At 64.2% G+C, this 12,952-nt stretch carries 13 protein-coding genes; 6 read left to right on the forward strand and 7 right to left on the reverse strand.

The genetic code is table 11. The features are described 5' to 3' along the window. The first annotated feature begins 1 nt into the window (after position 1). A complete protein-coding gene (locus tag JQ600_RS04425; RefSeq protein WP_212390432.1) occupies positions 2-1,201 on the forward strand; it encodes an MFS transporter in 1,200 nt (399 codons plus the stop codon). Positions 1,202-1,205: 4 nt separating this feature from the next. On the opposite strand, the gene ybaK is transcribed toward JQ600_RS04425, so the two are convergent. Then, positions 1,206-1,679 carry a Cys-tRNA(Pro) deacylase gene (ybaK, locus tag JQ600_RS04430; RefSeq protein WP_212390431.1) on the reverse strand — a complete coding sequence of 158 codons (474 nt, stop codon included), beginning with the start codon at positions 1,677-1,679 and terminating at the stop codon, positions 1,206-1,208. Positions 1,680-1,955: 276 nt separating this feature from the next. On the opposite strand from ybaK, the gene JQ600_RS04435 reads away from it, so the two are divergent. The 4 genes from JQ600_RS04435 (at position 1,956) to JQ600_RS04450 (ending at position 6,814) form a co-directional block, all read left to right on the forward strand. After that, positions 1,956-3,248 (forward strand): adenylosuccinate synthase, encoded by a 1,293-nt coding sequence (locus JQ600_RS04435; protein ID WP_192737578.1) that lies wholly within the window; start codon positions 1,956-1,958, stop codon positions 3,246-3,248. A gap of 37 nt (positions 3,249-3,285) precedes the next feature. After that, complete coding sequence (locus JQ600_RS04440; protein ID WP_212489700.1) at positions 3,286-4,893, forward strand: hypothetical protein; 1,608 nt, start codon at positions 3,286-3,288, stop codon at positions 4,891-4,893. A gap of 111 nt (positions 4,894-5,004) precedes the next feature. Then, positions 5,005-5,427 (forward strand): DUF5413 family protein, encoded by a 423-nt coding sequence (locus JQ600_RS04445; RefSeq protein ID WP_212390429.1) that lies wholly within the window; start codon positions 5,005-5,007, stop codon positions 5,425-5,427. A gap of 847 nt (positions 5,428-6,274) precedes the next feature. Further along, entirely contained in the window at positions 6,275-6,814 is a 540-nt protein-coding gene (locus tag JQ600_RS04450) for a DUF4112 domain-containing protein (protein WP_212468609.1), read from the forward strand. A 206-nt stretch (positions 6,815-7,020) separates the two neighbouring features. On the opposite strand, the gene JQ600_RS04455 is transcribed toward JQ600_RS04450, so the two are convergent. The 5 genes from JQ600_RS04455 to msrA all read right to left on the reverse strand — a co-directional run bounded on the left by JQ600_RS04455 (position 7,021) and on the right by msrA (position 9,706). Next, positions 7,021-7,305, reverse strand: coding sequence for a hypothetical protein (locus JQ600_RS04455; RefSeq protein ID WP_212262784.1), 285 nt, complete (start codon positions 7,303-7,305; stop codon positions 7,021-7,023). 235 nt (positions 7,306-7,540) lie between these two features. Continuing rightward, positions 7,541-7,705: a DUF3309 family protein gene (locus JQ600_RS04460; protein ID WP_212034340.1), complete on the reverse strand. Its 165-nt coding sequence runs from the start codon at positions 7,703-7,705 to the stop codon at positions 7,541-7,543. Between the two features lie 233 nt (positions 7,706-7,938). Next, entirely contained in the window at positions 7,939-8,313 is a 375-nt protein-coding gene (locus JQ600_RS04465) for a hypothetical protein (RefSeq protein WP_249135660.1), read from the reverse strand. Positions 8,314-8,557: 244 nt separating this feature from the next. Beyond that, complete coding sequence (gene msrB, locus JQ600_RS04470) at positions 8,558-8,962, reverse strand: peptide-methionine (R)-S-oxide reductase MsrB (protein WP_212262783.1); 405 nt, start codon at positions 8,960-8,962, stop codon at positions 8,558-8,560. A 24-nt stretch (positions 8,963-8,986) separates the two neighbouring features. After that, positions 8,987-9,706 carry a peptide-methionine (S)-S-oxide reductase MsrA gene (gene msrA, locus JQ600_RS04475; RefSeq protein ID WP_212390427.1) on the reverse strand — a complete coding sequence of 240 codons (720 nt, stop codon included), beginning with the start codon at positions 9,704-9,706 and terminating at the stop codon, positions 8,987-8,989. Between the two features lie 263 nt (positions 9,707-9,969). Between msrA and JQ600_RS04480 the strand changes: the two genes are divergently transcribed. Beyond that, the gene (locus JQ600_RS04480) at positions 9,970-11,646 is read left to right on the forward strand and encodes a caspase family protein (RefSeq protein WP_249135661.1); all 1,677 of its coding nucleotides are present in this window, start codon (positions 9,970-9,972) and stop codon (positions 11,644-11,646) included. A gap of 119 nt (positions 11,647-11,765) precedes the next feature. Here the strand turns inward: JQ600_RS04480 and JQ600_RS04485 are convergent, their stop codons facing one another. Next, positions 11,766-12,875, reverse strand: coding sequence for an ATP-dependent RecD-like DNA helicase (locus JQ600_RS04485; RefSeq protein ID WP_212262780.1), 1,110 nt, complete (start codon positions 12,873-12,875; stop codon positions 11,766-11,768). Positions 12,876-12,952: the final 77 nt, after the last annotated feature.

Raw genomic sequence — 12,952 nt, forward strand, 5'->3', positions numbered from 1 at the left:
TATGCCGGGACGCAGGTGGATCATCCTTGCGGTGTTGTTCGCGACGCGCGCGGCCATCGGATTCCAGTTTCAATCGATCGGGTCGGCGGCCAATCTTCTGATGGCCGATCTCGGCATCGGCTATTCGGAAATCGGCATGCTGCTCGGCGCCTATATGCTGCCAGGTGTCATCGTCGCATTCCCGGCCGGATTGCTTGGAAGCCGGGGCCGCGAAAAGACGCTCGGGATCGTGGGCCTGGTGCTGATGGCGGTTTCCGGCCTGGCATTGAGTTATTCCGGCGATCTCGCTTTCGCACTGGCGGCGCGCACGATTGGCGGGATCGGGGGCACGATCGTGGGGCTGGTCGCGACCAAGATGGTGGCGGACTGGTTCGATGCCCGCGAGATGGTGCTGGCGATGTCGTTCCTGCAGATGAGCTGGCCGTTCGGCGCCATGATTGCGCTGCCGATCCAGACTTACATCGCCCATTCGCTCGGCTGGCACGCGGTGATGGTGTCGGGCGCGGTCTGTTCGGTGGCGGTGCTGCTTGCGTTTGCGATGATTCCGCGCGCGGCGCAGCTGGCCGAGGCGGAGGCCGCCGGCCGCGGACGGCTGCCGCGTGCGGCGCTGGTCCCGGTGGTGATATCGGGCGCCATCTGGGGCGCGATGAATCTCGCCTGCGTTTTGTTCTTCAGCTACGCACCGCTGTTGCTGGTGGCGCAGGGATCGTCGCCGACGGTTGCGGCGTCGCTGACGAGTCTGGCGATCTGGTTCACCATTCTCGCCATTCCGACCGGTGGCTATCTCGTGCACCGCGCCGGCCGGCCGATCACCGCAATCATCGCCTGCAGCTTGATCGCAGCCTGTGCGCTGATGCTGTTCGTGGAGAATTTTCATCCGACGATCGCCTGTCTGATTTTTGGCGTCGCGATCGGTCCGATGTCGGGTGCGATCCTGTCGATGCCTGCCAGGGTGCTCGAGCCGGCCGACCGGTCGATGGGCTTCGGCCTGTTCTATACCTGCTTCTACGTCCTGATGGCGGCCGGACCCACCGCCGCCGGAAGCCTGCAGGACGCCTGGGGATCGCCGTCGGCGGCGCTGGTCGCCAGCGCCGCGCTGCTGGCATCGATGGTGCCGCTTGTCCTGCTGTTCCTGGTCGTCGCCAAGCGCTGCGATTTCGCGCAGCCGAACGACGAAGCAAAACTGCGCGCGGCGTCTTGAACCCTCACACCGTCAGCGCCGGCGCGATCGCGGCCAGCGCCTGCATCGCGTCATCAGGATCGAGCTCGACCTGCAATCCGCGCTGCCCGCCATTGAGGAACACGGTCGCGTGCCCGAGCGCGGCGGCCTCGATCGCGACCGGCACGCGCTTCTTCTGCCCGAACGGCGAGATGCCGCCGACATGATAGCCGGTGAGCCGTTCGGCATCCGCCGGGCGCATCATCTTCGCGGCCTTGCCGCCGAACGCGCTGGCGAGCTTCTTCATGCTGACTTCGCCGTCCGACCGCACCACGACGCAGACCGGCTTGCCGTCGACCTCGGCCATCAGCGTCTTCAGCATCCGGCAGGGCTCGACGCCGAGCGCCTCGGCCGCCTGCAGGCCGATGCTGTCGGCGCTGGAATCGTAGACGTAGCTGTGCAGCACAAACTTCACGCCGAGCTTTTCCAGCGCCTTTGTCGCAGGAGTGGTTTTAGACATTTGCCAGATTACTCCGCGTTCATGCCGCCGCCTTCCCGCCGCCACAAATTTTTGGGGGATATCAAAGGGTTGTCCTCCTTTTTGACGACCCCCAAAGCTCCCTTCTTGCTTGCCTAGACGGGCCGCTTCCTTTATCCGGTTGGGCTGCCTCGCATGCGAACGGCCTTAAGGTCGTGATTTGGGCTGGGCGATCTAAAGCATGATCCGGAAAGTCGGGCAGTAGTTTTCCGGGGAGGTCATGCTGAAACCACGTGAGTCGCAGGGAAACGCTTAGAAATGGCCAATGTTGTCGTCGTCGGCGCCCAATGGGGTGACGAGGGGAAGGGCAAGATCGTCGACTGGTTGTCGGAGCAGGCTGACATCGTCGTGCGCTTCCAGGGCGGCCACAATGCCGGCCACACGCTCGTCATCAATGGCGAGACCTACAAGCTGGCGCTGCTGCCGTCGGGCGTGCTGCGGCCCTCGAAACTCGGCGTCATCGGCAATGGCGTGGTGTTCGATCCGCAGGCCTTTCTCGACGAGGTCACCCGGCTGAGGGGCCAGGGCGTCGCCATCAGCCCGGAAAATCTCCGTATCGCGGAGAACGTCACGCTGATCCTGCCGCTGCACCGCGAGCTCGACGCTTTGCGCGAATCATCCAACGCCGGCACCGCGATCGGCACCACCCGCCGCGGCATCGGCCCGGCCTATGAGGACAAGGTCGGCCGCCGCGCCATCCGCCTGATGGATCTGGCCGACCTCGACACCCTGCCGCACAAGATCGACCGCCTGCTGGCGCACCACAACGCGCTGCGCCGCGGCCTCGGGCTGGAGGAGTTCGACGGCCGCGTCATCCTGAAGGACCTCACCGCGCTGGCGCCGCAATTGTTGCCCTACACCGAGACCGTGTGGCGGCTGCTCGATCTCAAGCGCCGCGAGGGCAAGCGCATCCTGTTCGAAGGCGCGCAGGGCGCACTGCTCGACGTCGACCACGGCACCTACCCCTATGTCACCTCGTCCAACACGGTGGCGGCGCAGGCCGCGACCGGCAGCGGCCTGGGGCCGAGCGCGGTCGGCTATGTGCTCGGGATCTGCAAGGCCTATACGACGAGGGTCGGCCAGGGCCCGTTCCCGACCGAATTGGACAATGAGATCGGCCGCAAGATCGGCGAGCGGGGCCGCGAGTTCGGCACCAATACCGGCCGGCCGCGGCGTTGCGGCTGGTTCGACGCCGTATTGGTTCGACAAGCCGCAAGAACCTGCGGCATCACGGGCCTGGCTTTGACCAAGCTCGATATTCTCGACGGCTTCGACACGATCGAGGTCTGCACCGGCTACATGCTGGACGGCAAGGAAATCGACCATCTGCCGGCCGGCGAGGGCGCCCAGGCCCGGGTGGTGCCGATCTACGAGACCATCGAAGGCTGGAAGGAGCCGACCGCCAATGCCCGTTCCTGGGCGGATCTGCCGGCCCAGGCCATTAAATATGTGCGCCGGGTCGAGGAATTGGTGGGCTGTCCGATCGCCTTGCTTTCCACCAGCCCGGAACGCGAGGATACTATTCTCGTTCAAAACCCGTTCGAGGCTTAACGAGTTGTTACCCATAAGTCCGCATTGTTGAGTCGTTATGGCTGACTACTACCCGCTGATCGCCCGCGCCATTGCCGGACTGGACCCCAGTGCTCCCGGCGAGAGCCGCCGTGCGCTCTATGAGCGGGCTCGCTCGGCGCTGATCGCGCAGCTGCGCAGCGTGCAGCCGCCGCTGAGCGAATCGGAAATCACCCGGGAGCGGCTGTCGCTGGAAGAGGCCGTCCGCAAGGTCGAGTCCGAGGCCGCCCAGCGCGCCCGCGACGCCTCGCGGCCCGGCGGCGCCGGGGCTGCGCGCGGCGGCGACGCCTTCCGCCGCGCCAATGCGCGCCCGCCGGAATCCGGCGCGCCAGCAGTTAACCCACCCCGTCCGCGCCCGGCTTCGCCGCCGCCCGCGCGCGAGGGCCGTCCGCCGCTTGGTGACGGCGACCAGCAACGCCCGCCGCGCAACCTGCGGCCCGATTTGCCGCCCCCGCCGCCACGTCCGCCGCAGCTGCCGGCGCAGGAACCGACGCTGCCGCCGACCCGTGAACGCACGGGCGCGGCGCGCCGCGGCCCCGACAATTCAGCGCCGCAGATGCCGCAGCCCCCGGGCATGCGCGGCTTCCGCGACATCGCCGCCGACGCCGACGATCTCGGCCGCGCCGCCGCCCAGGCCAACCGCTCGGCGCGCAAGACCTACGCCAACGTGCCCTCGCCCACGCCGGAGTTCGACCGGCTCGAGCCGAGCATGGAGAACCGCGGCGCCGATCCGGAAGCGCCGTATTCCTATGAAGAGTCGCTCGAGGAGGCCGACCGCTATTCGCCGCAGGCTTCCCCGATGCAGCCGCCGCCGCAGCGTTCGCGGCTGTCGCAGGATCGCGAGCGCGAGCCGAAAAAGGCACGCCGGGTCGGCGCGGCTTTCCCGTTCAAGAGCGCGATCGCGGTCGGCATCGTGCTTGTTGTGATCGGCGCTGCGATGGTAGGGGGCAAGTCCGCCATCAACGTGGTGAGCAGCCTGTTCAAATCCTCGCCCGTCGTCGAAGCGCCGAAGGATCCGTCAGCGCCGCAGTCGAAGCCGAAGATCCCCGATCGCGTCGGCCAGCCGTCGTCGGACCAGGTGGCGCCGGTGGCGCAGCGCGTGGTGCTGTATGACGAGGACCCGTCCGATCCCAAGGGCAAGCAATATGTCGGCTCGGTGATCTGGCGTACCGAACCGATCAAGGCGAGCGGCAACCAGAAGCCTGACATCAGCGTGCGCGCCGACATCGAAATTCCCGACCGCAAGTTCAAGATGACGATGTCGTTCCGCCGCAACACCGACACATCGCTCCCCGCCAGCCACACCGCGGAGCTCACCTTCATCCTGCCGCAGGATTTCTCCGGCGGCGGCGTCGGCAACGTGCCGGGCATCTTGATGAAGTCCAATGAGCAGGCGCGCGGCACGCCGCTGGCGGGCCTCGCCGTGAAGGTCACCGACGGCTTCTTCCTGGTCGGCCTCTCCAACGTCGACGCCGACCGCGCCCGCAACCTGCAGCTCCTGAAGGAGCGTTCCTGGTTCGACGTGCCGCTGGTCTACGTCAACCAGCGCCGCGCCATCATCGCAATCGAAAAGGGCGCGCCGGGCGAACGGGCGTTCAACGAGGCGTTCGCGGCCTGGGGCGAGTAGCGGGCGGCGGCGGATTGTTTCGCAACGCTTCCGTCAAGCCTGTCGAATTTTTCGCAAGATCGTCGTAAGACTGAAACCGCATCTGATCCCGCGATTGGAAGAGGACGGTCCATGAAACGCTATCTGATCTTCGGAGCTATCGGCCCGTTCGTCGGCGGGCTGCTGATGCTGTTCGCGATCACGATGGCGTCCGGCTACTGGGCCCAGACCGATTGGAAGGAGGTCGGGAAATTCTTCGGCACCTTCGCCAAGACGCTGCAATACAGCTATTTGTTCGGCGTCGTGCCGGCGCTGATGATCGGCGCCATCGACGACATCCTGTATCACGTGCGGCGGCTTCCCTGGTGGGTGCGCATATGCATCGTGGGCGCGATCGGGTTCACGGTCACGGAACTGCTCTATGGCTCGCGCGGCCCGGACACCGGCGTGACGCAGTTCATCCTTTACGGGCTGGTCGGCGGCGTGCCCGCGGTGCTGTCGTCATGGCTGGCGCACAAATATGCCGACGAACAGGCACCGGTGCATTCGACGTAAAAGCGCGACAATTTGGCACGACGGGCAAATCAGTTCTGATTGCCAGAAATCGTGTCAAGTTCTAAATTTCTGAAAATCAAAAATATTTCCCTTTCCTTCGACCCCAAATCACCTGCACATCTATGCCCATCCCGTCCCACTCAGAGGGGCGTCGGCCGTCGTCACGACGAGGGGCGGGTTGCGGTGGACGTTGAGGTTGCGATTGACGGTCGTGACTGACGCGTACGGCGAAAGCGTGTGGTCCTGGCGCCCGTAACGGCGTCAAGTCTTTCGGGAGCTAACGCTTTCGAGGGGCGACGGTGGCAATAGAGGCCGTCTCACCGGGGAGAGCGCGTTATAAGCCGTAAAGCCATTGCGCAGGGAATGTCGGATGTTCGCACGCGAGACCGCGGGTGCAGCGCGCATCCGGCATTCCCTGCGCCCTCTGATTTTTTCGAGGGCGCGAACGACACGCACACCCCGGGCGCTTTGCGCCGCGGGAAGGCGAAGGTGTATCCCCGTCGTCCCGGCGCAGGCTGGGCCCCATACGCCGCGGCCCTTATTGTTGAAGGTGGAAGATAACGACCTGCGTGCAAAAGCAATCATTGCCGGTGGCTACGGGTCCCGGCCTGCGCCGGGACGACATTGCTGTTTGAAATTTGAATCTGAATTCCGCGTGATTGCGAAGAGCGAGCGACGAAGCAATCCATTCTTGCTTTGCGGCCCGATGGATTGCTTCGCTTCGCTCGCAATGACGGAAGCGGTTCCTGCGCGGTTGGGACGGACTTCGACGGCCGCACGGGTGATAACTCAGCAAGTTCAGCGATAATTTGACGCAACTTGCGCGCGCCTTTTGCGTTACCATCTGATGGCCATGACAAACGACGATATTTTTGTGCCGAACCGCGCCCGCACCGAACGTCCCTCGCAGGCACGGGCGAAGGGCCGTGGGCCTGTGATCGACCAGGAGGGGCGCGAAATCCCCGACCCCAGCCTGCGCGGGCAATTCGAGGGTTTCCGGATCGACTTCGGGAATTCCAGCGCCAACCCGTTCGGCAATCTCACCCGCGAGCAGCGGCTGGCGCGGCTGGAAGCGCTGTCGAAACTGCTCGACGTCGCCTTCATCGTGCCGGGCACCAATATCCGCTACGGCATCGACGGCCTGATCGGGCTGATCCCTGTCGTCGGCGACATCATCACGACAGCGATCTCGCTGTGGGTGGTGCGCGAGGCGCGCGCGCTCGGCGCGCCCTGGCACATCACGACGCGGATGCTGGCCAATGTCGCGCTCGATGGCGTGGTCGGCCTGGTGCCGGTCGCAGGCGACGCCTTCGACGTCATGTTTCGCGCCAACGTCCGCAACGTGCGGATGCTCAAGCGCTGGCTCGACAAGCAACCGCGCTTGTGACCACCGCTCTACCGTCATGCCCGGCCTTGTGCCGGGCATCCACGACTTCCTTTACGTAGCCAAGAAAGACGTGGATGGCCGGGCATAGGCGAGCGTAAGCGATGCCGTCCTTCAGACGGCTAGGCCCGGCCATGACGGAGACTAAAGAACACGCGAAAAAATGCCCCCGGACATCGTCCGAGGGCAGACAGCTCGAAAGCTTACTGTTACGCAGCGTCGGCGCTGGTTTCGGTCGCGGCGGGCGCGCGGGGACGGCGCGTCAGCGGGAAGGCCTCGCTCTCATAGAGCGTGCGGATGCCGCTCTGGTCGAAGCGGGCTTCCTCGACCTGCAGATAGGCGCCGTTCAGCGAGTCCGCCGGCAGCTCCTCGATCGCGAAGCGAACCGCTTCGGCCGCGGTGCCAAAACGCCGATATGCAAAGCCGGCCCGCTTCTTCTTGCGGATCGCGGCAGGAAACAGTTCGGCAGCGGTATCGTAGCTGAATGGACGCATGGTTTGTGACCTCAATCTTTTTGGCTCGTTCGTCGAGCGAGTGGGGATTGGATGACGGTGGGCCGCTATCCCGGGCGGCGCGCCGTGCACGTCATTTCGACCCCCAATATAAGCCTGTTTGACAGAAATGCGACTCCTGATGCGCAGATCGGGGGTGATGCTGAATCCGCGCATGGCTGGCTTTTGGTCCGTTTCGGACCGAAATAAGCCCTGTTATTTCAATGGGCTATGACGCCTAAAGTTTGCGCAGCAGGACCAGGATGAGCAGCACGATCAGGATCACCCCGATAAGCCCCATGCCGGAATGGCCGAGACCATAGCCGTAGCCGCCAAAACGGCCGGAGAAGCCGCCCAAGAGGAAAATAATCAGGATGATGATCAGTATCGTGCCAAGCGACATGGCGACCTCCTGAAAGCGTGGCCGGCGTCAGGTGAAAACGCCCCGCGGCCCGGAGCAAAGCATACTCCAGGCCGCGAGTCCTCGCTCCGCCGAAAGGGGGAATTGTCATTCCGGGGCGCATCGGAGATGCGAACCTCAGATGCGCAATTGCGCATCGGGGAATCTCGAGATCCCCGGTGCGCAATTGCGCACCTGAGGTCCGCTTCGCGCCCCGGGATGACGCGCTTAGCGCGTCATTTTTTGCTCTCGTCGATCGGCAGCACCTTCAGCGGCGTCGCATAGGGCTCGACGCGCAGCGAGTCCGAGGCGAGCAGGCCGATCTTGTGCAGCGGCGCCTGTTCGAGGTCGCCCGAGGCGGATTTGTGCACGGCGTATCGCCAGACGCTCATCGAGCCCTTGGCCACCAGCATCTTGGCGATGCCGCCGGCGTTCTTGCCGTCCATCTGCGCCAGATCGTCCTCGGCGATGCCGATGACGATTTCATCTTTCGCGGTAATGACCTTGAACAAGGAGACCTTGTCGGCGGCAAAAGCGGGCTGGATCACAACGCTCTCCATGATGAGGGTGGCTGCGCCGAGACCGAGCAGCAGACGTTTCGATATTTGCATTGAACTTTCCTTGATTTGCGCGCCGGGCAAATCGGAGAAGCCCCCCTGAAAATGAAAAACCCCGCGCGACCAGCTCTTGGTCGCACGGGGTGGGAAATGAGTTCGAATGATTGGTGTGATTATTATCCATCCTGTCGTCATGGCCGGGCTTGTCCCGGCCATCCACGTCTTATTGGCGGCACGAAGAACGTGGATGCCCGGGTCAAGCCCGGGCATGACGAGTGAGGGGCGACGGCGGCTGACGCTATTTCGGCTGCAGCTTCAGCGCGGCCGAATTGATGCAGTAGCGCAGGCCGGTCGGTCCCGGGCCGTCCTCGAAGACGTGGCCGAGATGGCCGTTGCATTTCGAGCACAAGACCTCGGTGCGGATCATGCCGTGGCTGATGTCGCGTTCCTCGTCGACATGGCCATCCGCGGCGGGTGTGGTGAAGCTCGGCCAGCCGCAGCCGGAATCGAACTTGGCGTCGGATTCGAACAGCGTCTGCCCGCAGCCGGCGCAGGTATAGGTGCCCTTGCGGTGCTCATGCTCGTATTCGCCGGAGAACGGCCGCTCGGTCGCCTTTTCGCGCAGCACCGCATACTGCATCGGCGTCAGCTCGCGGCGCCATTCGGCCTCGCTCTTCTCGACCTTGGTCTTGGTGTCGGACATGGAGTCTCCTTTGAATTTGGTCCCTCAGTTGCTGGCCTTCGCACTGCTCACCAACGTCGGCTTGTCGAGGTAGTCGCTCGCAAAGATCTTCTTGAGGTTATGGACCTTCGGGATGTCGTTGAAGGCAATATAGGGCTGGTTCGGGTGCAGCGTCATGTAGTCCTGGTGATAGGCCTCCGCCGCGTAAAACGCCTCCAGCGCGCCGACCTTGGTCACGATCGGCTTCTTGTAGACCTTGGCGGCGTTGAGCTGGGCGATATAGGCCTCCGCGACCTTTTTCTGCTCGTCGCTGGTGGTGAAGATCGCCGAGCGATATTGCGTGCCGGTGTCCGGGCCCTGGCGGTTCAGCTGGGTTGGGTCGTGCACGACCGAGAAGAATATCTGCAGGATCTTGCCGTAGCTGATCTTGTTCGGGTCGTATTTGACCTCGACCACTTCCGCATGCGCAGTGGTTCCCATCGAGACCAGATTGTAGTCGGCGGTCGCCTTGGTGCCGCCGGCGTAACCGGACACGGCATTGACCACGCCCGCGGTGTGCTGGAACACGCCCTGGACGCCCCAAAAGCAACCGCCGGCAAGGACCGCGGTCTGGAGGCCGCTGGCCGGCTGCACGTCGGCGGCGGGCGGGGGGATGATCACGGCTTCTTCCGCGGCGCGCGAGGGGGTGACGGCGAACGCGGCAATGGCGAGCGCGCCGATGGCGGCGGCGCACAGCGAAAGGCGGCTGGATCGGCGAGGGGACATGGTTTCCTCTTGGGGCTGTTGGAAGGCAGTTTAGAGCGGGAGCCGCGTTTCGCAATCGGCGCAGCTTCCTCAGATACGCAGAGATACGGGCCTGGGCTCATTTTGTTACGGCCGGCGACACACGAGTTCGTGAATAAAACCGCGCCGGCGCAACACGTTAGGCGCGATGTTTGGCCACGCTTGACCGGACCTCGCACAGCTTCCCACAATGAACCGCCGGCAGCCTCCGGCGACCAAAATTCATGCGCCGGAGCGTTTCACTGATGTTGCGCGCCTTCTTCCTGGTCATCGTCACCCTTGTCGCCGCCGGCCCCGCGCGGGCGGCGGGCGAAATCGACACCTGCCGGAACAAGGATGCGGAACCGGTCGCAAGGCTGGCCGCCTGCGATACCGTCATTGCCGACAACAAGATGCCTGCCAAGGCCAGGGCGGGCGCTTTCGGAGTTCGCGGCGATGCGCTGATCAAGAAGCGCGACTATGACGGCGCGATAACGGCCTTCAACGCGGCGATCGAACTCGTTCCCGATAACGCCGGATACATCAATTCGCGCGGCCTCGCCTATAGCAGCAAGGGCGACGACGAGCGGGCCCTGGCCGACTATGCGCAGAGCTCGAAACTGCAGCCGAATTTTTCCAGCCCCTACAACAACCGCGCCCTTATTTTCATGCGTCAGGGCGACCTGCAACGCGCCCTCACCGAACTCGATTCCGCCGTCAGGCTCGCGAACAACGACGGCAGCCGCTACAATCACCGCTTCAACCGGGGACGCGTGCAGACCTACCGCAAGCAATACGACGCGGCGCTCGCCGATTTCGCCGAGGCGAAAAAGATCAATCCCGACGCCCCGCAGGTCACGGCCTACCGTTGCATCACCTACACCGAGATCAGGAAGTTCGACGAAGCGATCGCGGATTGCAACGTGGCGTTGGCCCACACGCCGAATTCGGTCTATGCGATGACCAGCCGCGGCAATGTCCATCTGGCGAAGGGCGATCTCGACGCCGCGCTGAAGGACTACAACGAGGCGCTCAAGATCAACCCGAACAATATCCGCGCCCGTGCCAACCGCGGCAAAGTGTTCGAAAAGCGCGGCGACGTCGTGGGTGCGCGCAGCGAATACCGTTCGGCGAGCGCGGCCCTGACCAAGTTCGATGATATCGATGCGGCTATTGCCCGCCGCTTCGCCAAGGAGCGCCTGGCGGCGCTGACGACCGCAGCCCCCGCGTCATCAGGTCCGCGCAAGGTCGCCTTGATTGTCGGCAACAGCGCCTACAAGAACGTGCAGCCGCTCGCCAATCCGGCGCGCGACGCCAAATTGATCGCGTCCACGCTTCGCGAGCTCGGCTTTGCGACCGTCACGCTGGCGCCGGACCTCACCCGCGACAAGTTTTTCGCTGCCCTGCACGAGTTCGGCACGCAAGCCGAGAAGGCCGATTGGGCGGTGGTCTATTATGCCGGTCACGGCATGGAGATCGGCGGCGTCAACTATCTGATCCCGACCGACGCCAAGCTCGCCGCCGACCGCGATGCGGAGACGCAGGCGGTGGCGCTCGAGCAATTGATCGCCGCGGTTTCCGGCGCGCGCAAGCTGCGGCTGGTGATACTCGATGCCTGCCGCGACAATCCGTTCGAAAAGAACATGCAGCGGACCATTGCGCTGAAGCTGGTCAACAAGGGCTTTTCCAACATCGAGCCGGAGGCCGGCTTCATGGTGGTCTACGCCGCCAAGCACGGCGAGACGGCGCTCGATGGCGATTCCGTCAACAGCCCGTTCGCAACCGTGCTGGCGCGTGAACTCAAGACGCCTAAGGTCGAGGTACGGAAACTGTTCGATATTGTCCGCGACGACGTCTGGAAGATGACCAAGCGCGCGCAACAGCCGTTCACCTACGGCTCGCCGCCGGGAAGGGAGGATTTTTATTTTGTCGCGGAGAAGTGACGCCCTGGCGTCATTCCGGGATGGTGCGCTAGCACCAGACCCGGAATCTCGAGATTCCCCGATGCGCAATTGCGCATCTGAGGTTCGATGCTTCGCATCGCCCCGGAATGACCGTTTCCCTACACCACCACGCTCAGCCGCTTCGCGGCGCGCGTGATGCCGGTGTAGAGCCAGCGCGCGCGGCTGTCCTGGAACGCAAAACTTTCGTCGAACAGCACCACGTCGTCCCATTGCGAGCCTTGCGACTTGTGCACGGTCAGCACATAGCCATAGTCGAACTCGTCATAGGGCTTGCGCTGCTCCCACGGGATGGTCTCGATGGCGCCGCCAAAGCAATCGCCGCGCACCGAGACCTTGGTCACCTTGTGGCCGAAATCCTCATCGGGCGACAGCCGCATGGTGATGATCTTCGATTTCGACTGCGCGCGCGACTTGACCCGCCACAGGCCGCCGTTGAACAGGCCCTTCTTGCGGTTGTTGCGCAGGCAGACCAGCTTGTCGCCAGCGACCGGCAAGGGATCCTCGATGTTCTGTTTCTGCCGCACCCGCATGTTGTAGGCGCGGCGCGTGTTGTTGCGCCCGACCAGTACCTGATCGGCCTTCATCACCCGGTCCGGGTCGAGTTCGTTGCGCGACACCACCTCGCTCTCGCCATGGCGGCCGATCTCGAGTTCGCGGCCCTCGCGGATATCCATCGACATCCGCACGATCGGATCGTCCTGGGCCTGGCGATGCACCTCGGTCAGCATCGCGTCGGGCTCGCAATCGGTGAAGAACCCGCCGCCCTGAATCGGCGGCAGCTGCGCGGGATCGCCGAGCACCAGCAACGGACAGTCGAACGACATCAGATCGCGGCCGAGCTCGGCGTCCACCATCGAGCATTCGTCGATCACGATCAATTTGGCCTTCGAGGCCGGCGCGTCGTCCCACAGTTCAAAACTCGGCTGCTCGACGCCGGATTCGCGCGCGCGGTAGATCAGCGAATGGATCGTGGAGGCGTTGTCGCAGCCCTTGTTGCGCATCACCAGCGCGGCCTTGCCGGTGAAGGCCGCGAATTTCACCTCGCCGTCGACGCCGTCGGCGATGTGCCGCGCCAGCGTGGTCTTGCCGGTTCCGGCATAGCCGAACAGCCGGAATACCGGCGGCGTGCCGTTCTTGCCGGGCTTTGCCTTCATCCAGTCGGCAACGGCCTTCAGCGCGGAATCCTGATGCGGCGTAAACGTGGTCATTTGGTCTCGGCGGAGGGGCGAGCGGGCCGTGATCGGCCGCGACTCAGGCAGACCCTCAAGCTAACCATTCGCGCGTT

Source organism: Bradyrhizobium sp. AUGA SZCCT0176 (assembly GCF_018130145.1).
GTDB lineage: Bacteria > Pseudomonadota > Alphaproteobacteria > Rhizobiales > Xanthobacteraceae > Bradyrhizobium.